At 38.8% G+C, this 20,362-nt stretch carries 18 protein-coding genes and 1 other annotated feature; of the genes, 1 reads left to right on the forward strand and 17 read right to left on the reverse strand.

Annotated elements, in window-relative coordinates; all coding sequences use genetic code 11:
• Positions 1 to 4: 4 nt before the first annotated feature.
• The 3 genes from msrA to hisS form a co-directional block, all read right to left on the reverse strand.
• Complete coding sequence (msrA, locus tag PI20285_RS04450) at positions 5 to 535, reverse strand: peptide-methionine (S)-S-oxide reductase MsrA (protein WP_057772092.1); 531 nt, start codon at positions 533 to 535, stop codon at positions 5 to 7.
• Positions 536 to 682: 147 nt separating this feature from the next.
• Positions 683 to 2,473 carry an aspartate--tRNA ligase gene (gene aspS, locus PI20285_RS04455; protein ID WP_057772091.1) on the reverse strand — a complete coding sequence of 597 codons (1,791 nt, stop codon included), beginning with the start codon at positions 2,471 to 2,473 and terminating at the stop codon, positions 683 to 685.
• Between the two features lie 12 nt (positions 2,474 to 2,485).
• On the reverse strand, positions 2,486 to 3,778 hold the full coding sequence (gene hisS / locus PI20285_RS04460) for a histidine--tRNA ligase (protein ID WP_057772089.1): 1,293 nt from the start codon (positions 3,776 to 3,778) through the stop codon (positions 2,486 to 2,488).
• Between the two features lie 61 nt (positions 3,779 to 3,839).
• Positions 3,840 to 4,020, reverse strand: a binding site (T-box leader).
• 124 nt (positions 4,021 to 4,144) lie between these two features.
• Between hisS and PI20285_RS04465 the strand changes: the two genes are divergently transcribed.
• On the forward strand, positions 4,145 to 5,011 hold the full coding sequence (locus PI20285_RS04465) for an N-acetylmuramoyl-L-alanine amidase family protein (RefSeq protein ID WP_057772088.1): 867 nt from the start codon (positions 4,145 to 4,147) through the stop codon (positions 5,009 to 5,011).
• Here PI20285_RS04465 and PI20285_RS04470 read toward each other — a convergent pair.
• The 14 genes from PI20285_RS04470 to hrcA form a co-directional block, all read right to left on the reverse strand.
• Complete coding sequence (locus tag PI20285_RS04470; RefSeq protein ID WP_057772086.1) at positions 4,998 to 5,627, reverse strand: HAD hydrolase-like protein; 630 nt, start codon at positions 5,625 to 5,627, stop codon at positions 4,998 to 5,000. The genes PI20285_RS04465 and PI20285_RS04470 overlap by 14 nt on opposite strands.
• Positions 5,628 to 5,639: 12 nt before the next feature.
• A complete protein-coding gene (dtd, locus tag PI20285_RS04475) occupies positions 5,640 to 6,092 on the reverse strand; it encodes a D-aminoacyl-tRNA deacylase (RefSeq protein ID WP_057772084.1) in 453 nt (150 codons plus the stop codon).
• Positions 6,093 to 6,196: 104 nt separating this feature from the next.
• Positions 6,197 to 8,431: a RelA/SpoT family protein gene (locus tag PI20285_RS04480; protein ID WP_057772082.1), complete on the reverse strand. Its 2,235-nt coding sequence runs from the start codon at positions 8,429 to 8,431 to the stop codon at positions 6,197 to 6,199.
• Positions 8,432 to 8,529: 98 nt separating this feature from the next.
• Positions 8,530 to 8,856: a hypothetical protein gene (locus PI20285_RS04485; protein WP_057772080.1), complete on the reverse strand. Its 327-nt coding sequence runs from the start codon at positions 8,854 to 8,856 to the stop codon at positions 8,530 to 8,532.
• A 43-nt stretch (positions 8,857 to 8,899) separates the two neighbouring features.
• On the reverse strand, positions 8,900 to 9,643 hold the full coding sequence (locus PI20285_RS04490; RefSeq protein ID WP_057772072.1) for a 16S rRNA (uracil(1498)-N(3))-methyltransferase: 744 nt from the start codon (positions 9,641 to 9,643) through the stop codon (positions 8,900 to 8,902).
• Positions 9,644 to 9,703: 60 nt separating this feature from the next.
• The gene (prmA, locus tag PI20285_RS04495; protein WP_057772070.1) at positions 9,704 to 10,648 is read right to left on the reverse strand and encodes a 50S ribosomal protein L11 methyltransferase; all 945 of its coding nucleotides are present in this window, start codon (positions 10,646 to 10,648) and stop codon (positions 9,704 to 9,706) included.
• A 12-nt stretch (positions 10,649 to 10,660) separates the two neighbouring features.
• Positions 10,661 to 11,329 carry a DNA-3-methyladenine glycosylase gene (locus tag PI20285_RS04500; RefSeq protein ID WP_231908595.1) on the reverse strand — a complete coding sequence of 223 codons (669 nt, stop codon included), beginning with the start codon at positions 11,327 to 11,329 and terminating at the stop codon, positions 10,661 to 10,663.
• A gap of 137 nt (positions 11,330 to 11,466) precedes the next feature.
• The gene (locus tag PI20285_RS04505; protein ID WP_057772068.1) at positions 11,467 to 12,795 is read right to left on the reverse strand and encodes a uracil-xanthine permease family protein; all 1,329 of its coding nucleotides are present in this window, start codon (positions 12,793 to 12,795) and stop codon (positions 11,467 to 11,469) included.
• Between the two features lie 253 nt (positions 12,796 to 13,048).
• Entirely contained in the window at positions 13,049 to 13,354 is a 306-nt protein-coding gene (locus PI20285_RS04510; RefSeq protein ID WP_057772066.1) for a hypothetical protein, read from the reverse strand.
• A 195-nt stretch (positions 13,355 to 13,549) separates the two neighbouring features.
• On the reverse strand, positions 13,550 to 15,391 hold the full coding sequence (lepA, locus tag PI20285_RS04515; RefSeq protein WP_057772208.1) for a translation elongation factor 4: 1,842 nt from the start codon (positions 15,389 to 15,391) through the stop codon (positions 13,550 to 13,552).
• A 148-nt stretch (positions 15,392 to 15,539) separates the two neighbouring features.
• Positions 15,540 to 16,685: a molecular chaperone DnaJ gene (dnaJ, locus tag PI20285_RS04520; protein ID WP_057772064.1), complete on the reverse strand. Its 1,146-nt coding sequence runs from the start codon at positions 16,683 to 16,685 to the stop codon at positions 15,540 to 15,542.
• Positions 16,686 to 16,792: 107 nt separating this feature from the next.
• On the reverse strand, positions 16,793 to 18,652 hold the full coding sequence (gene dnaK, locus PI20285_RS04525) for a molecular chaperone DnaK (RefSeq protein WP_057772062.1): 1,860 nt from the start codon (positions 18,650 to 18,652) through the stop codon (positions 16,793 to 16,795).
• 26 nt (positions 18,653 to 18,678) lie between these two features.
• Positions 18,679 to 19,275: a nucleotide exchange factor GrpE gene (gene grpE, locus PI20285_RS04530; RefSeq protein ID WP_057772060.1), complete on the reverse strand. Its 597-nt coding sequence runs from the start codon at positions 19,273 to 19,275 to the stop codon at positions 18,679 to 18,681.
• A gap of 14 nt (positions 19,276 to 19,289) precedes the next feature.
• Positions 19,290 to 20,339 carry a heat-inducible transcriptional repressor HrcA gene (hrcA, locus tag PI20285_RS04535; protein WP_057772058.1) on the reverse strand — a complete coding sequence of 350 codons (1,050 nt, stop codon included), beginning with the start codon at positions 20,337 to 20,339 and terminating at the stop codon, positions 19,290 to 19,292.
• Positions 20,340 to 20,362 lie beyond the last annotated feature (23 nt).

Here is a 20,362-nt window from a genome sequence, read left to right on the forward strand (position 1 = left end):
GTAATTAATTCTCCTTTTCCCAATTTGCTTTTTTAAATGCTTCTCGCCCACCAGCTTCTTGTTGCTTATAAGCATCAGGATTTTTTTGGTAAAAGTCCTGATGAGCTTCTTCCGCTGGATAAAATGGAACGACATCTTCAATTGTAGTCACAATTGGTTTATCAAATTGTTCTCGATTTTGTAAATCTTTTTTAGATTGTTCAGCAATTTTACGTTGTTTGGGACTATTCACAAAAATGACCGGGCGATAATTATCTCCGCGATCTTGAAACTGCCCCATTGCATCTGTAGGATCCGTTTGCTGCCAATAAATTTGAACCAGTTTTTGATAAGACATCACTTTTGGATCAAAAGAAATTTTAACAGCCTCTGTGTGTCCGGTTTGGTGAGATTTTACTTCTTCATAAGTAGGATTGACGGTATGTCCACCTGTGTAACCTGAAACTACCTTACTGATGCCTGGTAAAGAGTCAAATGGCTGAACCATGCACCAAAAACAACCACCTGCAAATATTGCGGTTTCTTCTTCACTCATAATAGCCATCTCCATTTTAAATTTAATAAGAAATTGTTTCTTTTAGCTTATATCGTATCATAATCGCCAAGCTATTTCTGTTGTTTTGGCTTTAAACCTAAAATCAGCCGGTAACGTCCTCCATTACGCGGCTGATAATCATTTTAATTATTTATTTTGATCATTTTCGTTAACAGAAAATAAATGTAATTCTTGTAACTGTTTTTCGGCAACTGGACGAGGAGCTGATGTCATTGGTTCAATGGCTTTGGAATTCTTTGGAAAGGCGATAACATCACGAATATTATCACGGTCAGCCAATAAGCGGGCAAAACGATCTAAGCCGATTGCTAAACCGCCATGAGGTGGGAAACCAGTATCCAAAGCTTCTAATAAGTAACCAAAACTTTGTTCCGCACGTTCTTTAGTAAATCCAAGGGCTTCCAACATTTTTTCTTGAAGATCGCGTTGGTGAATACGAATTGAGCCACCACCTAATTCCAAACCATTTAAAATAATATCATAGCTTTGGGCGTGGGCCTTATGGGCATCTTCATCGTCATTCATCAAATAATGCACGTCTTCTTCGTTTGGCATAGTGAAAGGATGATGAGCTGGTACCCAACGTTTATCCCCTTCATCGTATTCAAACAGTGGCCAATCTACAACCCAAACATAGGCAAACTTATTCTTGGGAATCATGTTCTGTTCCTTGGCAATTGCTACTCGCAAGTATGACAAAGTATCTGCTACAACTTTTGTCCGGTCAGCGACAAACAGGAGTAAGTCGCCTACTTTAGCCTCAGTGGCAGTCAAAATTTGATCCCGAATAGCATCATCTTTGAAAAACTTCGCAATTGGGCCAGAAAAGCTATCATCTGTAACTTTAAGCCAGGCTAAACCTTTAGCACCAAAACGTTCGATGTATTCTGTATACTTATCGATTGCTTTACGAGAATAGAGGTCTGCTCCACCCGGAACTGCAATTGCTTTAACTTGGCCACCTTTTTCGACAGCACCAGAAAATACTTTAAATTCAGAATCTTTCATAATATCTGAAAGATCTTTCAATTCCATTCCAAAGCGTAAATCAGGTTGGTCAGTTCCAAAACGGGCCATTGACTCATTCCAAGTAATCCGATCAAATGGAAGTTTGACATCGATGTCTAAAGTATCCTTCATAACTTTAGCAATTAAGCCTTCAGTTAAGTCCTGAATTTCTTCAGCATCTAAGAAACTCGTTTCCATATCAATCTGGGTAAATTCGGGTTGACGATCACCACGAAGATCTTCGTCACGGAAACAGCGGGCAATTTGATAGTAGCGGTCAAAACCAGCTCCCATCAGTAACTGCTTAAATAGTTGAGGAGATTGAGGTAACGCATAAAAATGACCAGCATATAATCGTGAAGGAACTAAGTAATCGCGGGCTCCTTCTGGAGTAGATTTTGTTAAATCTGGGGTTTCAATGTCAACGAAGCCTTCTGAATCAAAATAACTATGAACGGCCTGTGTGATGCGGTTACGGATCATTAATCCACGTTGCATTTCGGGACGGCGTAAGTCTAAATAACGATATTTTAGGCGTAATTCATCAGAGACATTGATGTTATCTTGAATGTAAAAAGGTGGTGTTTTAGCCTTGTTTAAAATCTTGGCTTCATATACCTCAACTTCAACCTCGCCAGTCTTCATTTTGGGATTAATTTCTTTTTCAGAACGTGGGACAACTTTACCATTAATCTCAATAACATACTCGCTTCGTAATTGATCTGCAACGGCCAGGGCTGATTCAGAAAATTCCTTACTAAAAACCAACTGGACGATGCCTTCCCGGTCCCGCAAATCAATAAAAATCAAATTTCCTAGATCCCGACGTTTCTGGACCCAGCCTTTCAAAACAATTTTTTGATCTAAATACTGCTTATTAACCAATCCGGCATATGTTGTTCGTTTCATTTTATGATCTCCCTACTTTTCTAAAAACTTACCAAATAATTCTGGAAAGTTCTTGTAAACATCTTCTAATTTAACTTGTTGTTCCTCACCTGTTGCCATCACTTTTAAGTTAACGACTTTGTTTGTTAATTCATCATTTCCAATGGTAATGACAATTTTGGTATTTAGACGATCAGCCGTTTTAAACTGGGCTTTGGGTTTTCGATCTAAATAATCCTGATCAGCACTAAAGCCATTGCTGCGAATCTTTTCGACAATTTTTAAAGTTTCAGCTTTTGTTTCGTCACCAATGCCAACAACGTATACATCTAAAGGATTAATTGCTGGTAATGGAGCATTTTGAGCCTGCATAAGTAACAACAAACGTTCAACGCCCAATCCAAACCCAATTCCTGGTGTCTCAGGGCCACCAAGCTCTTCAACGAGGCCATTATAACGGCCACCAGCACAAACGGTCACATCGCCTTTTCCAAGAGCCTTATCGTTAGCCATGATTTCAAAGATTGTGTGATTATAATAATCCAAGCCGCGAACCATGGATGCGTCAACGGTATAATCAATATTCAAAGCTTTTAAAAGATTTTTAACGGTTTCGAAATGGCTCGCAGATTCAGGTGATAGATAATCCAAAATTGAAGGCGCATCTGCCACAAGTTTTTGATCATCCTTATCTTTACTATCAAGTACACGCAAAGGATTTTTGTGTAAGCGGACCTTAGAATCGTCACTTAACTCGTCAAAATGTGGTTCTAAATAAGCAATCAAAGCGGCACGATAAGCTTCGCGGGTAGTCTGGTCACCTAACGTATTAATAACTAGTTTCAAATTATGAATGCCAAGTTTTTTGAGAAGTTGCATTCCCATTGAAATAACTTCAACATCTAAATTAGGACTTTCACTTCCAAATGCTTCAACTCCAATTTGGTGAAATTCACGTAACCGCCCTGATTGTGGACGTTCGTAACGGAACATTGGACCCGTGTAATAGAGTTTAACTGGTTTGATGTGTTCTGGCCCATAAAGTTTGTTTTCAACAAATGCACGTACAACCCCGGCAGTGCCTTCTGGACGTAGGGTAATGTGGCGATCCCCTTTGTCACGGAAATCATACATCTCTTTAGTCACAATATCAGATGTATCTCCAGCACTTCTTGAAAACACTTCAAAGTTTTCAAAAATTGGGGTGCGAATTTCGTGGAATCGATAGTTATCAAATAATTTCTTTGCGGTAGTTTCGATGTAGCTCCATGCCACAGCTTCATCAGGTAAGATGTCCGCTGTACCTTTTGGACGTTGATATTTCATGTTAAATTCCTCCTAGATATGTAAATCCGATCTGAAAACAATAAAAAACGCCCTTGTTATTTACAAGGGCGCGCGGCGCGGTACCACCTTAATTATTTACTCATTATAGTTAACGTTTTGCAACGGAATCTAAAATTAGATTCACCTCGAAAGTGTCTTCGAATGATTCCTTTACCCAATCGCAGCAACCTTGGGCTCTCTGAAAAGGAAAAACACCTACTATTCTTTGTCTTTGGTTTTAATATTAAACTACCATTAAAATTACTAAACTATCTTTGTCCTGTCAAGGGTTCTTCCAGAAATATCCCTTTTTGTGGGCTAGCTGGTATATAATAATGAGAAGAATTTCATTTAGGAGAGGAACCTATGTACACAAATATTCGTACCTCAGTTAAAAACAATCGACTTCAAATTTTACTCATTTTAGTTTTTCTCATTGCAACAATTACTTTTACACACGCGCTTTTTTCTAGTAAGACCGTACGTGTAGGCTTAGATAATGTTGCAGTACGCAATGGGCCATCGTTATCCTATTCGCAAATGGGCACCTTAAACTCTGGTAAACGCGTAACTGTTTTAAAAAAGAAAAACGGGTGGCTGCGTGTTCGTTATAATGACCAGAAACTTGGCTGGATTCCTAGTTGGCTTACGAATCGGAAATTTGGTTTCAAACAGGCAACTAAGCTATCTGAAGCGACCATTGTCCTTGATCCCGGCCATGGCGGCAATGATTCCGGTGCTTTAGGTATTAACCAAAAAAATGAAGAAAAAACCTACACTCTAAAAACCGCAAAGGTGGTAAAAAAATCCTTAGAAGACCAAGGTGCTCGCGTTTTCCTAACTCGATCTACTGATACTTATGTCGGATTAGCGGCAAGAGCAAATTTGTCTAATGAAAAGAAAGCAGATGCGTTCATTAGTTTTCATTACGATTCAGCACCTGAAAATGATTCAGGCTCTGGCGATACCACTTATTATTATCATAAAAAAACATCATTGAAACTGGCCGAGATGGTAAACACTCAACTCAAAACTAAAATTAGTTTAAATAATCGTGGCGTCCAATTTGGTGATTTCGAAGTTACACGGGACAATACCCAACCTGCCCTACTTATTGAAGGTGGCTATATCAATACCGCCAAAGATTTTAAACAAATTAGAACGGAAACTTATCGCAAACAAGTGGCTTCTGCAGTGACAAGTGGTTTAACAAATTTCTTTAGTGAGAAATAATAAGAGGCAATAATTCAGCTAAATTTTTTATCCTTTTCTCTGGCTGACTAGTAACCTGAATTAAATGATCAGGATCAAATAAAATTCCCTTTATATCAGCATTGTGGGCTGCCAAAATATCAAGATTGCGATCACCAATCATGATGGCAGTCTTTTTTTCTGTCTGAAACTTTTTGATCAAGAAATTTAAGGAAGCAGGATCTGGTTTTCTTGGGAACTTATCCGTGCCAGTAACTCCCCCACTAAAAAGTGAGTCAAACCCATGGTGCTGCATTAACCCTTTTGCCTGAATATCTCGATGTGTTAATAAAAAATTACGGCCATTTTTTTGAATATTTTTTTGACAAACTTCATAGGCCTGATCAAAAGGTTGTGCTTCCTCTAATAGCTGAGCTTCGTTGGTCCGGTAGGTACTTTCTAAAGTTGTGTAATTTAAATTATAGGTCGATGCCAAACTTTTTAAAGTTTCCCCCAATGAGCCCTGACGCATTTGCCAATATAGGTCGTGTGCCTTCTGGTCAGTGATCCCGTTGACTTCTAATGCTTGTTTAAGACTTTTAACCATGATCGGATACGTATCAAATAGTGTGCCGTCAAAATCCCAGAATAAATCCATCGTTAACCTCCTTTATTTCTGTAACTGATCAGTATCAAAAATAATTGTCACCGGTCCATCGTTACATAGTTCAACTTGCATATCAGCGCCAAACTCACCTGTGCCAACTTTTAAGCCAGTTTCCGAAAGCTTTTTGTTAAAGGTTTGGTACAAATCTGCAGCTTTTTGTGGGTCCCCTGCCTCAGTGAAACTCGGCCGGTTGCCATGTCTAGTATTTGCATAAAGTGTGAATTGGGAAACAGAAAGAATCTGACCTTCCACCTGTTTGATATTTAAATTCATTTTCTGATTTTGATCTTCAAAAACTCGTAAATTAATTATTTTATGAACTAGATAATCAAGTTCTTGTTCCGTATCTTGATTCTCAAAACCAACCAGCAATAAATAGCCTTGGCCAATTTTTCCCACTACCTTGTGTTCAATGGAAACCTGCGCCTGTTTAACCCGCTGTAAAACAACTTTCATTTTTCATTTCTCCATCCATGCCTAATTTTTATCAAAAAAGCCCGAAAACCAAAGTTGTTCGATCTCATCAAAGTCGAATTCCATTTGAATTTCAGGTTTTATTTTTAATGCGATGGCCGTTCCACAACATAAACGTCCTTCACTATTTTTAAATTATCCATAATATGATTCAAATGATCCAAGTTTCGAACCCCCACAGTTAAACTGATCGTAACCATCCGATTATGATCAACTTTTCCGTTTACAGAATTCAAATAACGGGTTGTGTTATTCACTTTTTTCAAAATGTCGTTCAACATTCCGTTACGATTATACCCTTGGACTTCCAAGTCTGCCGCATAATTATTATGTGAATCATTGGGGTCTGCCCATTCCACTCCGATTAGCCGTTCGTCGTGTTCTTCAGCGTTGACGACATTGGGACAATCTTCTCGATGGACTGAAACACCACGGCCTTTTGTAATATACCCTACAATCGGGTCACCTGGAACAGGATTACAACAATGACTTAACCGAACTAGAAGGTTATCTGCCCCTTCAATAATAATTCCGCTGGATGAACTTTTCTTTTTGCGTTCTTGTTCTGTTTCATTTTCATTAGAAATTGTTTGATGATCTTCAAGCAGTTCTTTTTCTTCTCGTCGCTTTCGATCCTCTTCTTGCTTAGCACGGACGTCATCAGTTAGTCGGTTGGCAACTCCTGTAGGTGCTAAATCACCAAACCCAATCGCTGCATACATATCATTGACTGACGTATAGTGTAACTTATTCGCTACTTTTTCCAGCTTAGCGGGCTCCAAAATCTCCACTGGATCAAAACCAGTCTGACGCAATTGATGTTCAATAATTTCATGGCCTTTATCAACATTTTCAGACCGATCTTCTTGACGGAAGAATTGTTTAATTTTATTTCTAGCCCGCCTAGTAGATACTAAGTTAATCCAATCACGGCTCGGACCGGCAGAATTTGTAGAAGTTAAAATGTCAACAATATCTCCATTTTTGATCTTGTAATCCAATGGAACAATTTTGCCATTTACTTTAGCTCCCGTGGTATGATTACCCACTTCGGTATGAATAGTGTAGGCCATATCAAGTGGGCCGGAACCCTTTGCAAGTTCAAATACATCACCTTTAGGCGTAAACGCATAAACTCGATCACCGAATAGATCCCCTTTAACAGAATCCATAAAATCAGCCGCATCTTTGCTTTCATCCTGAAGTTCAACGATTTCTTTAAACCAGTTTAGCTTGTTGCCTGTTTCACTTGCCGCAACCTTGTCGGTCTTTCCTTCTTTATAAGCCCAGTGAGCCGCAACACCATATTCAGCAACCCGATGCATCTCTTCAGTTCGAATCTGAACTTCTAGGGGTTTACCTTCTGGGCCAACGACTGTCGTATGCAAAGACTGATACATATTGGCTTTAGGCATGGCAATATAATCTTTGAATCGACCTGGCATTGGTTTCCACCGGGTATGAATAGCTCCCAAAACGGCATAGCAGTCCTTGATAGACTTGGTGATCACCCGAATAGCCAACAAATCATAAATCTGGCTAAACTGTTTGTGTTGATCAACCATCTTCCGATAAATCGAATAAATATGTTTTGGTCGTCCGTAGATATCTACTTCTGTAACCTTTAAATCATCCAAAGCCTTTTGGATATCACTAATCGCCAAGGCAATATATTCTTCCCGTTGGTCACGCCGTGAATTCATCAAATGAGCAATTCGGTAATATTGCTGAGGATTTAAATAGCGGAGGGAAATATCTTCCAATTCCCACTTAATCGTACTAATACCTAAACGGTCTGCAAGGGGTGCATAAATTTCCAATGTTTCATTGGCAATTCGCCGTTGTTTATCAGGTCGTAAATGTTCCAAAGTGCGCATGTTGTGCAAGCGATCCGCTAGTTTGACAATGATTACGCGAATATCTTTTGACATGGCAAGCAACAACTTCCGGTGATTTTCTGCTAGCTGTTCCTGATTAGACTTATAACGGATTTTGCTGATTTTGGAGACGCCGTCTACAATAACCGCAACATCATGACCGAAAAGCTCTTCAATATCGCCAAGCGTAATTAATGTATCTTCAACGGTATCATGAAGAAACCCAGCACAAATTGTGGCCGGATCCATTTTTAAATCTGCTAAAATACCGGCAACTTGAATGGGATGCATAATGTAAGGTTCCCCAGATTGCCGATATTGATCCTTATGAACGTAAGTCGAAAAGTCGCAAGCTTTTTGGACAAAGGCCACATGATCTGCATTCATGTATTTACGACACATATTTAAAACATCTTGGGCGGAAAGTACGGGTTCTTGTGACATAATTTAGCCTCCTTTGACTCTACAATTTAGAAGAACATAAAATGCTCTGATTGTGCATGATAACTTGATTTATATAATAATTAACGAAATAATCCTGCTTAGCTTGTTAACCCGTAAGCAATATAACTTGTGCTTAAATAAATGATTACAAAATAATACCCATACTTCGGTAAGAAGAAATAAGCACCAATTAGAAAGAAGATTGGAAATAACCACAAAAGTAACCAGTGTGCTCGGTTAGCCTTAATCAAAGAACCTAAAATGATGGCCGCCAACGTATTAATAATCATGAGAAACCAAAGACCAACAAACACATGCGAAGCACTCGTAATATGTAAAATAAAAGGTAACAAAACCCCAAGCACTATAGCTGAAACCCAGTATCGCCACTTTATCTGGACAAAAAAGCCTAATGTTTTATTCAAATTAATTCCTCCAGTAGAGACTCTCAAAGTATATTGCCTAATTCTACCTCATTTCGGTGAAAACGGAAATAGCTGTTAAGAAATATAATGGGGCCGTTTCAGCTCTCAAAATACGAGGACCTAACCCGACGCTAATAAAAGCAGCATCGGTCAATTTTTTAATCTCTTGGGTGGATAGACCACCTTCTGGGCCAAAAAGCGCGAGCACCTCATCATTTGCCTGCATTTGAGCAATTTGATGATGCAACTGCGTATGTTCCCCTTGTTTTGCAGATTCTTCATACGCAACAATTTTAAACTTACCAGGCCACTGCATAAGTTCTCGTAAACTGCCACAATAAGAGATTGTAGGGATATAAGCACGGTGTGATTGCTCAGCGGCTCCAACGGCAATTTTTTGTAAACGATCAATCTTACGGGCGATTTTTGCTGCTGGCCATTTGACAACTGAAAATTCTGTTGGCAAAAATATAAAATGACGAGCACCCATCTCAGTTCCCTTTTGGACAATCTTTTCGCTTTTTTCACCTTTTGATAAGCCACATGCAATAGTAACTTCTATTGGCATTTCAACAGCATGTTCAAGTTGTTTAACTGGCAAAATCTCTGCTGATTTTTCATCAATACTTTTAATTTTTCCAAGAAAGACTTGATGATTAGCAGCTACAAATTCGGCCTGCTCATTCTCCTTGGCACGCATTACTCGAACCAAGTGGTGAAAAGTATCTCCCGTTACAGAAAAAACTTCTTGTAGTTGAATTGGTTGGTCTGTAAAATATCGTTGCATTTAATTTCGCCTCTAATTTTATTGGTAGTTTTTTAAATGTTTATCCTATCATTTTTAGTGCTAATCTGTGGGTATTTGTGCAACTACTGCTCGCCAATCTTTCATTTGGAGAATTTCAATTATTTTAAATTTTTGGTCCTGTAGTGCCGAAAGAACGGTTGGTAGTTTTTCTTTTATAATCCCTGAAGTAATGAAGATTCCATTAGGTTTCAGACAAGCCTTCGCCTGCGGAACTAGAGGGACAATAATCTCGGCCAAAATATTGGCCACGACAATATCAGCTTGGGCTTGAATACCTGCCAATAAATCATTTGTTCCCAGTTGAACATTTTTCACATCCGGATTCAACTTTAAATTTTCTACTGCTGAATTAACGGCAACCTGATCAAGGTCATAAGCTTTAATTTCACTTGCTCCCATTTTGCTCGCAGCAATACTTAAAACTCCTGAACCTGTTCCCACGTCAATTACCTTTTCACCACCGCGTAGATACATCTCTAGAGCCTGCAAACATAACTGGGTAGTCGGGTGGGTTCCTGTTCCAAATGCCATTCCAGGATCTAACTTTAAGATTTTTTCTTCAGGAGAAGTTTTTTGATAGCTTTCCCAACTGGGCACCACCGTCAAATAGCGAGTTACTCTAACTGGATGATAATATTTCTCCCATTCGGTTTGCCATTCGGTTTCTTCTAGTGGCTTTTGAATAACTTTCCCAGATCCAGGATTTAGACCAAATTTTTTTAAAGCTAATACTTGAGATTCAATTTTAGAGACTAATGCTTTAATATCGCTTGAAGACACATAATAGCCGGTGACCAAGGCCCCATTTTCAATGTGGGGAATATCTTCTAAGTCTAAAATTTCACCGAACTTGCCAGCTCGTAAATTTTTGTAATCATCTGCATCTTCAATTTTAACGCCATCAGATCCAGCATCTTCAAGAATAACACTAACAGCATCCACAGCTTCATTTGTGGTTTGTACGCTTAATTCAGTCCATTTCATTTTCAAAACTCCTTATTTATTCACATTTTTCCAGCCTAGTTGTTTGTAGTCTACATCACGTTTGGGCATTCGTGAAACATATGGATTACCTTTCACGAAATAGCGCAAAGGTTCATTTGTCCATTTTCCTTTATTAGGCACGCCAATTCTGCCACTTTGTCCAATAGCTGTTGGAACTAAAAAATCGTTTAAATCTAACCACAGAGATCCTGTATTTAACAAAGTTCCCTTTAGTGATTTAGGGATTCCGAAAGCTTGCATCAGTTTTCCAGGACCACTCGTTAATTCATAAATAGGTTGAACTGGCCGATTTTTTTGAAAATTCACAAGTCCTTCAACCGGTTGCACCGCTCTAATTAAAACTCCTTGCGGGTCATTTTCACCTTGGGTAATCAGATTAAGGAGTAATTGGGTCCGCATCTGATAAATGTAAATTGTTCCTGCCTCGTGATATAAAGGTTCATTTTTAGGTGTGCGATGACTTTGAAAAGCGTGTGCTGCTTGATCCATTGGTCCGATATATGCTTCATCTTCAACAATATAAGCACTCATTAACCCTGTTGAGTTTTGAAAAACGAGGCGTTTTCCCAACAAATCTTGAGCAATTTCAGAAGTTGGTCTCCCTGATAAAAAAATTTGTGCTTCATCAAAACTAGTTTGCATCTTAATCATCCAATTCATCTGTTAAGTTATTGCTTCCTTTATTTTACAGCTTTGAATTCAGATAAAGCAAAAAGAATTTGAATCAAGGCACCATTCAAATTCTTTCCAGATTAATATGATTAATTCAATTTTTAACTGTAAATAATTTAGTTGAGCTATTTCTTTGCTTGGGTTCTTTTTTCATAGAATTCCCGCTCACTAGCTGCCTTTTGAGGAAGAACTAGATTTAATCCAATTCCTAAAACAGTTGCAACTGCTAAACCAGAAAACCGGTATTGCCCAAGTTTTAAATAAGCATTTCCAATTCCGATAACCAGAATTGCGGATGCAATCATCAAATTTCGTTTGATGTTAAAATCAATTTTTTCATCAATTAGCACTCGTAACCCGTTTGAAGCAATGGTTCCGAACAACAAGAAACTTATACCACCAATTACCGGGGATGGAATGCTTTGAATTAAAGCACTTAATTTCCCAATGAAACTAAAGATAATCGCAAATACGCCTGCTCCGGCCAAAACGTACACACTGTGCACTTTCGTGATGGCTAATACACCGATATTTTCACCATAACTAGTTACTGGAGGTCCACCTACAAGGCCGGCAATAATTGAAGCTGTCCCATCACCAGCTAAGGTATGATTCAATCCAGGGTCAACAAAGAAATTCCGCTTAGTTAGCTTGTTTAGTACCATAATATGTCCCGTATGTTCGGTCATCGTGACAAAGGCGATTGGCGCCAAACTTAAAACTGCGCCCCAATAAAAATGAAAGTGATAAGTTAAAAATGGTACTTGAAATTTAGGAAGTGAGAACCAGGCTGCTGAAGCTACTCCACTAAAATCAACAATTCCCATTAAGGCCGCCACTACATAACCTACAACTATTCCAAGGAGAATTGGGATAAGACTAATAAAGCCCTTCAAATACATGTTAAATCCGATCGTAACCAATAAAGTTATCAGAGCAACGACAAAGTAGCGCCAGTCATACGTTGTTTTCCCAGATGCTAAGGTCCGCATGGTGGCATCTGTTGCCGCAGTTCCTGCCAAAGAAAGCCCAATAACCATCACAATTGGCCCCACAACAATGGGCGGAAGAATTTTATTTATCCAATCAGATCCTACAACGCTGACCATCAAGGCAACAATTAAGTAAACTAAACCGACGGCAACCGTTCCTTGTGCGATTCCAGGATATCCGGTCGTTTTCATCAAAGCGACCATTGGCACGATAAAAGAAAAACTTGATCCCATATATGCCGGAATCTTTCCTTTAGTAATTAATATGTAAATTAAAGTCCCAACTCCGGAACTGAATAAGGCAATTCCAGGATTCAAACCTACTAAAATTGGGACTAACACGGTTGAGCCAAACATTGCGAACATATGTTGAATAGACAGACCTATCCAATGACCTAAAGTTGGCCGATCATGAATGTCTAAGACGACATCATCATTATGAAATTCTTTTTCTTTTGCCATGTAAAACCCTCCTATAATATTAAAACCCCTCTGAGCTATGGGCACACTCAAAGGGGTTTAGAATAAGCGGATTGATTTAACTTTATTCTAGACTACCTTTGAAGTCTCACAGGACATCTTTAAAGGATTTGCTAAAGTTAAGATACACTTAATTTTAGAAAACGTCAAATTTAACGATAGAGAAAAGATTGATTTGTGACGAAAACAGCTAACTAGTTTGTTTTTCCAAACCAGTTAGCTGTTCATTTAACTATTATTTTGTTGTAACTTTTTTCGAAGCTACGCCGTTTCGTTTAGCCGTTGATTGCTCTTTAACATCAACGTGCTTTTTCAAATACTTGATCAACTCAGATTCACGTTTAAAGATACGGGGATGCTGCTGTTTATGCAGCCTTAAATCGATCTCCCTAATCTTAATTCGCCCAGTCCAAGTATGTGTATACTTGATAATTAAACGGTTATTCAATTCTTCTTTTCCAAATTTAAACACATAAACATTTTCAGGGGTCATTAATGGTCTGAAATAACGTTTTTCATATTTATATTTATTGGAGTTCATGAACTGTTTCGTTCGCTTTAAAATAATAACACCTCCAAAAAATTGTTCAAAGCGCCTTAATCACGTTCTTGTTAATCATTATATTAAGCTATTATTAGCAAAAAGTAAACCAATTTGATGAGTTTATCTCGCTAACTTTTTCACTAGTATGATATTCATATCCTAATGTTAACGATTTGTAAATGCTAATAGATTTTACTTATTATCATTTTGTTCAGTATCAGTCTGTAAAACTGCCATGAAAGCTTCTTGTGGGATTTCTACTGTTCCAACTGATTTCATCCGTTTTTTTCCACGTTTTTGTTTGTCTAGAAGTTTAGCTCTTCGATCAGGATCACCAGTATGAATCTTGGAGGTCACATCTTTTCGATATGCTTTAATGTTAGTCCGAGAAATTATCTTAACTCCAATTGCAGCCTGGATAGGAATCTCAAAATTCTGTCGGGGAATAATTTTCTTCAGCCGACCCGTAATTTCAATTGCCCGCTGTTTAGCAAAATCACGATGGGCAATAAAACTAAGCGCATCAACTTTTTTACTATTCAAAAGAATATCGATTTTAACCAAATCGCTTGGCCGATAGTCTTCCAATTCGTAATCTAGCGATGCATACCCGTGAGTACCAGATTTAAGTTTATCAAAAAAGTCAAAAATAATTTCAGATAACGGTAGATAGTAAACCACATTTACCCGATAGGTATCTAAATAGTCCATCGTATCAAAAACTCCGCGTCGATGTTGGCACAGTTCCATAACTGCTCCCACATAGTCATTAGGCACCATAATTGAGGCCTTAACGAATGGTTCTTTAACATCTTTGATATTTGCAGCATCTGGCATGTCAGATGGATTTTCCACTACTTTTTCTCCACCATCTGTTAACTCTACATGGTACGTTACGGAAGGCGCGGTAGTAATGAGATCTAAATTAAATTCTCGTTCCAAACGTTCCTGAATCACGTCCATGTGTAATAGACCGAGAAATCCACATCGGAAACCAAACCCTAATGCCTGTGATGATTCAGGCTCAAATTCAAGTGCCGCATCATTTAATTGTAGTTTTTCCAAAGCCTCCCGTAAATCGTTGAACTTCGCATTGTCAGTAGGATACAACCCAGCGTATACCATGGGACTCATTTCGCGATAACCATGCAAGGCATCTTTGGCAGGTGATTTACTACTTGTTACCGTATCACCAACTCGTGTATCTTTGATATCTTTGATGCTAGCCGTCAAATAACCCACGTCACCAGACATTAAATAGTCTCGTTTGATAGGTTTAGGTGAGTTAACGCCCACTTCAGTCACTTCGTACTCAGTACCACCATTCATCAATCGAATATGATCTCCAGGCTTAACCATACCATCAAACAGACGGACACTTAAAACAACGCCTCGATAATCATCATATTTAGAATCGAAGATCAAAGCCTTTAATGGTGCATTTAAATCACCATCTGGAGCAGGAACTTTGGCCACAATCTGCTCTAAAAGCTCCGAAATTCCAATTCCCTTTTTTGCGCTCGCTAAAACGGCATCAGAAGCATCAAGTCCAATCACGTCTTCAATTTCTTGACGTACCCGTTCTGGATCTGCAGATGGTAGATCAATTTTATTAATTACAGGGACAATTTCAAGATTATCATCTAAAGCTAAATAGACGTTGGCAAGTGTTTGGGCTTCCACGCCTTGAGCAGCATCCACAACTAAAACTGCTCCTTCACAGGCAGCTAAACTTCTTGAAACTTCATACGAAAAATCAACGTGTCCAGGAGTATCAATTAAATGAAAGATGTATACTTCCCCATTCTTAGCTGTATAGTGAAGTTCTACCGCGTTTAATTTAATTGTGATTCCACGTTCACGTTCAAGATCCATTGAATCTAATAATTGATCTTGCATGTCTCGCTTAGCCACAGTATCTGTTAATTCCAAAATTCGATCAGCCAAAGTTGATTTACCATGATCAATATGGGCAACGATCGAAAAATTTCTAATATGCCGCTGACGATCTTTTAAGTCTTTGTATTCTGGCATTTTATTCCTACTTTCATCTAACTTCATTCATCCTATTATAGCAACGTTTTATGACAATCTCAATTATTGGATTTCTGAAGCCAAACGGTTCACCCAAAATTATATAAACAAAAACACGTCTCACATTAGGAGTCGTGTTTTGAATTTACTATTTAAATTTATCGAAAAAACCTGCTTTACCGCTGCCTGAAACTGTTTCTCCGCTAGCCTTTGCGAATGACCGCATAGCTTCTCGTTGTTCGTGATTCAAGCTCTTAGGGGTTGTGACATTCACAGTAACTTGTTGGTCACCGTTGCCATTGCCACGTAAGCGTGGTGCTCCTTTGCCTCTCAGACGGAAAGTTGTTCCGGTCTGGGTACCAGCAGGAACCTTCATCTTAACATCGCCGTGAACCGTCTTAACGGTAATTTCATCACCAAGAGCAGCCTGTACAAAGGTTATCGGTTGGTCTAAATAAATTTCCGCTCCATCTCGTTTGAAGACTTTACTTGGAGATACTCGGAAAATTATAAATAAATCACCATATCCGCCTTGATTAGTGCCAGCTTCTCCTTGTCCTTGAAGACGCATTTGTTGTCCATCTTCAACACCTGCTGGAACAGTAACTTTAACTTCATGACGTTCGTTTACATGACCCGAACCGGCACAAGTAGGACATTTCTCTTTAATTTCTTTTCCAGTTCCGTGACAAACATCACAGACCTGTTGAGAAACCATTCGACCCAATGGGGTGTTTTGCGTAACTTGAATGTAACCAGCCCCATGACACTTCGAACAAGTCTCAGGGGTAGTTCCTGGTTTAGCTCCGGAACCGTTACACGTCCCACACGTTGCTTCACGATTGTACTTGATGGTTGTTTTTTTACCAAACACACCCTCTTCAAAAGTCAGATCCATTTGATACTGCAGATCTTCTCCTTGTTGAGGCTGGTTAGGTTGAGCACTACGGGTTCGACCGCCTCCGCCACCAAAGAATTGGCTAAAGATATCATCGAAACCGCCACTGTTACCACCGCCAAAGCCACCGAAGTCAGAGGAATTAAAGCCGCCTCCGCCCCCAAATCCGGCGTTTGCATCAGCAGAGCCGTATTGATCATAGCGAGCACGCTTTTGTTCATCATTTAAAACTTCATAAGCTTCATTAACGTCCTTAAACTTTTGCTCTGCGCCAGGTGCCTTATTTAAATCAGGATGGTATTTTTTTGACAGCTTACGGTATGCCTTTTTAATTTCATCGGCAGATGCGTCTTTGGATACTCCCAGGATTTCATAGTAATCTTTATTCTCCGCCATTATGAACCTCCATTTTTATCAATAAACTTAGAATATCATAGACTATATGCAATAAAAAGCCAAAGTCTGTTTTGACTTTGACTTTTTATTAACTATCAAGTAATTAATTACTTGTTTTTGTCTTTGTCAGGATCTACTTCTTCAAAGTCGCCATCAACGGTTCCTTTATCATCTTTTTTATCAGATGCTGCAGAATCATCTTTACCGCCCTTAGCTTTCTCCTGTTCTTGAGCTTGTTGATAGAGTTTAACTGAAAGATCTTGAACAATCTTATTCAAGTCATCTTTCTTAGTCTTCATATCCTCAACGTTATTATCTTTTTGTGCTTTCTTCAAAGCATCTTCAGCATCCTTAGCTTTTTGAATTTCTTCTTTGGATACTTTGCCATCAAGCTCTTTAAGCGTCTTGTCAGTTGTAAAGATTAATTGTTCAACTTCGTTTTTAAGATCAACTTCCTCTTTACGTTTCTCATCAGCATCGGCGTTTTCTTTAGCTTCTTTCATCATCCGATCAATTTCTTCGTCTGAAAGACCCGAAGAACTCTTAATTGTAATCTTCTGATTCTTACCAGTTCCCTTATCGGTTGCGGAAACATTAACAATTCCGTTTTTATCGATATCGAATTTAACTTCGATTTGGGGAACGCCACGAGGTGCCGGTGGAATGTCCGTTAATTGGAATCTTCCAAGTGTTTTGTCATCGGCAGCCATTGGTCGTTCGCCTTGAAGGACGTGAATATCAACAGCTGGTTGACTATCAGCAGCAGTGGAGAATACTTGTGATTTACTTGTTGGAATGGTTGTATTGCGGTCAATCAACTTAGTGAAGACCCCACCCATTGTTTCAATTCCTAATGAAAGTGGTGTGACATCAAGCAAAACGACGTCTTTAACATCACCAGTCAAAACACCACCTTGGACTGCAGCACCAATGGCAACAGCTTCATCAGGGTTAATTGAATGGTTAGGTTCTTTGCCTGTCCAATTCTTAACAGCTTCTTGAACTGCAGGGATTCGAGTTGACCCACCATTAAGGATAACCTCATCAATTTCACTGGTTGAAAGGCCAGCATCACGTAACGCATTATCTACAGGTGTCTTAGTGCGTGCAACAAGGTCTGATGTCATTTGATCAAATTGTGCACGTGTTAAGGTCTTTTCCAAATGTAAAGGACCATTAGCCCCAGCAGAGATAAATGGTAAGCTAATTTGAGCTTCATTTACGCCAGAAAGATCTTTCTTAGCTTTTTCAGCTGCATCCTTCAAACGTTGTAAGGCCATCTTATCTTGAGAAAGGTCAACACCATTGTCCTTCTTGAACTCAGCAACAAGCCAATCGATGATCTTTTGGTCAAAATCATCACCACCAAGATGAGTATCACCATTAGTAGAAAGAACTTGGAAAACACCATCGCCTAATTCAAGAATCGAAACATCAAAAGTTCCTCCACCAAGATCATAAACTAAGACTTTTTCATCTTTATCTTGTTTGTCTAGGCCATAAGCTAACGCGGAAGCTGTTGGTTCGTTAATAATTCGTTCAACATCTAATCCAGCAATCTTACCAGCATCTTTAGTAGCTTGACGTTGAGAATCGTCAAAGTATGCAGGAACGGTAATAACAGCTTTTTCAACTGTGTCACCAAGATAGTCTTCTGCATAATGTTTTAAATATTCAAGAATCATTGCTGAAATTTCTTGAGGTGTGTATGATTTACCGTTTGCTGAAACGGTGTAGCCACTTTCGCCAATATGACGTTTGATGGAAACAATTGTATCAGGATTTGTAATTGCTTGTCGTTTTGCAACTTCCCCAACTTGTGTTTCACCATTCTTAAATGCAACCACTGAAGGTGTAGTACGGTTACCTTCTGGGTTTGTAATAATCTTTGGCTTGTCGCCTTCGAGCACTGCAACTGCAGAATTTGTGGTTCCTAAATCAATTCCAATAATTTTATTGCTTGCCATTTTTATTATCCCTCTTTATATATTTTTTATTGTGCCACGACAACCATTGCTGGTCGTAAAACACGGTCTTTTAACATATAACCTTTTTGTAAAACACTAACAATCTGGTCTGCTTCTTTACCATCTTCAACAGGCACTGTTTGGACTGCTTGATGAATTTGAGGATCAAAGGATTGGCCCTCAGCCTCAATCTCAGTTACGTTATTGTCTTTAAGCGCCTTACTCATATGATCATACACCATCTGGATTCCCTTTTTGAGCTGAACACCGCTCTCATCTGAAACCTCAATGGATAAAGCTCGTTCCAAGTTATCAATAACCGGAAGAATATCTTTGGCTAAATGTTGACCATCATATTTAACTAGGTTAGCCTGCTCTTTTTCGTTGCGCTTTTGAATATTAGCAATTTCAGCCTTAGCACGAATATATTGATCAGTTATAGCATCAACCTTACCAGTTAATTCACTAATCTGCGTTTGTAACTCTTCAATTTGTTTATTTGACTTGCCATGCTTTTTAGCTTTTTTTTCTGATTTAGTTGTTGTTTCTTTGGCTGGTTTAGACTTTTCGTTCGTCTCCTCTGCCGTTTTTTCAGTTTCTTCAACTTTTTTATCTTCAGACACTACATTCACACCTCTCAAATATCATCAATATCGTGGTAATAATCTATTAATCGCTGCGCTAATTCTGTTCGAAACGCACCAACCAATCCAATCATTCTAGAATATGGCATACTAGTCGGGCCTAAGATCGCAATGACACCCTTACCATGCTGATCAACGTCATATGTGGCTGTAATCAGACTATAATTTTTCAACAAATTATTGGTAATTTCATTGCCAATTTGAACCTGGATATTCTGATCAAGTGATCCGCCTAATACATCAGCGAGATCTGTTGACCGTCCCATCAATGAATATAACGACCGAAGCGAACTTACATCAGGCTGCTTTGAAAAATCTAAAAGGTTCAAACGGCCACCAACAAAGAAACGTTCTGTAGCCGATTTCTTCAAAACATCTTCAAAGATATCTAAGAATCCATCTGGAGTTTCTATATATTTTCCGATTTGCATCGGAATATCTGTTTCCAGTCGTTTGAATACCTCACCTAATGTTAATCCCACTAGCTGATCATTAATAATTCGAATTACAGATTCTAACGCCTCTGGGTTAACGCTGCTAGGAACCTTAAACGTGCGATTTTGAACATCACCATTATCAGTAACCAAGATCGCCATCACCCGATGATTCCCAAGCGGAACTAATCGAAAGCCTTCAAGCTTAGCATCCTTAAGCTCCGGTTTCACTGTGAAAGCAGTATAACTAGTCAATTTAGAAAGCATATCTGCAGATTCAGCTACGATATCATCAATCTCTTGAAACTGTTGATTGAATGAAGAACGAATGCGACGTAAATCACTTGATTGAACCTTATCAGGCTTCAACAAATTATCCACATAATAACGGTACCCCTTAATTGAAGGCACCCGTCCAGAAGAAGAATGTGTCTTTTTAAGCAAACCTTTTTCTTCTAATGTTGCCATTTCGTTTCGAATCGTTGCCGAACTAACGTGGATCGGTAATTGACTAACCAATGCTTTTGAGCCAACCGGTTGCCCATCGTCCGTGTATATTTGAACGATTGCTTTTAAAATCAGTAACTCTCTATCTGTCAGCAAAACCATCACCTCTTTTAGCACTTAGTACA

The sequence above is a fragment of the Pediococcus inopinatus genome, from assembly GCF_002982135.1.
GTDB classification, from domain to species: domain Bacteria; phylum Bacillota; class Bacilli; order Lactobacillales; family Lactobacillaceae; genus Pediococcus; species Pediococcus inopinatus.

Excerpts from the sequence above, each read along its gene's own strand:
- msrA (WP_057772092.1), bottom strand. The coding sequence starts at position 535 with ATGAGTGAAGAAGAAACCGCAATATTTGCAGGTGGTTGTTTTTGGTGC.
- aspS (WP_057772091.1), bottom strand. The coding sequence starts at position 2,473 with ATGAAACGAACAACATATGCCGGATTGGTTAATAAGCAGTATTTAGAT.
- hisS (WP_057772089.1), bottom strand. The coding sequence starts at position 3,778 with ATGAAATATCAACGTCCAAAAGGTACAGCGGACATCTTACCTGATGAA.
- PI20285_RS04465 (WP_057772088.1), top strand. The coding sequence starts at position 4,145 with ATGTACACAAATATTCGTACCTCAGTTAAAAACAATCGACTTCAAATT.
- PI20285_RS04470 (WP_057772086.1), bottom strand. The coding sequence starts at position 5,627 with ATGGATTTATTCTGGGATTTTGACGGCACACTATTTGATACGTATCCG.
- dtd (WP_057772084.1), bottom strand. The coding sequence starts at position 6,092 with ATGAAAGTTGTTTTACAGCGGGTTAAACAGGCGCAGGTTTCCATTGAA.
- PI20285_RS04480 (WP_057772082.1), bottom strand. The coding sequence starts at position 8,431 with ATGTCACAAGAACCCGTACTTTCCGCCCAAGATGTTTTAAATATGTGT.
- PI20285_RS04490 (WP_057772072.1), bottom strand. The coding sequence starts at position 9,643 with ATGCAACGATATTTTACAGACCAACCAATTCAACTACAAGAAGTTTTT.
- prmA (WP_057772070.1), bottom strand. The coding sequence starts at position 10,648 with ATGAAATGGACTGAATTAAGCGTACAAACCACAAATGAAGCTGTGGAT.
- PI20285_RS04500 (WP_231908595.1), bottom strand. The coding sequence starts at position 11,329 with ATGAATTGGATGATTAAGATGCAAACTAGTTTTGATGAAGCACAAATT.
- PI20285_RS04505 (WP_057772068.1), bottom strand. The coding sequence starts at position 12,795 with ATGGCAAAAGAAAAAGAATTTCATAATGATGATGTCGTCTTAGACATT.
- PI20285_RS04510 (WP_057772066.1), bottom strand. The coding sequence starts at position 13,354 with ATGAACTCCAATAAATATAAATATGAAAAACGTTATTTCAGACCATTA.
- lepA (WP_057772208.1), bottom strand. The coding sequence starts at position 15,391 with ATGCCAGAATACAAAGACTTAAAAGATCGTCAGCGGCATATTAGAAAT.
- dnaJ (WP_057772064.1), bottom strand. The coding sequence starts at position 16,685 with ATGGCGGAGAATAAAGATTACTATGAAATCCTGGGAGTATCCAAAGAC.
- dnaK (WP_057772062.1), bottom strand. The coding sequence starts at position 18,652 with ATGGCAAGCAATAAAATTATTGGAATTGATTTAGGAACCACAAATTCT.
- hrcA (WP_057772058.1), bottom strand. The coding sequence starts at position 20,339 with ATGGTTTTGCTGACAGATAGAGAGTTACTGATTTTAAAAGCAATCGTT.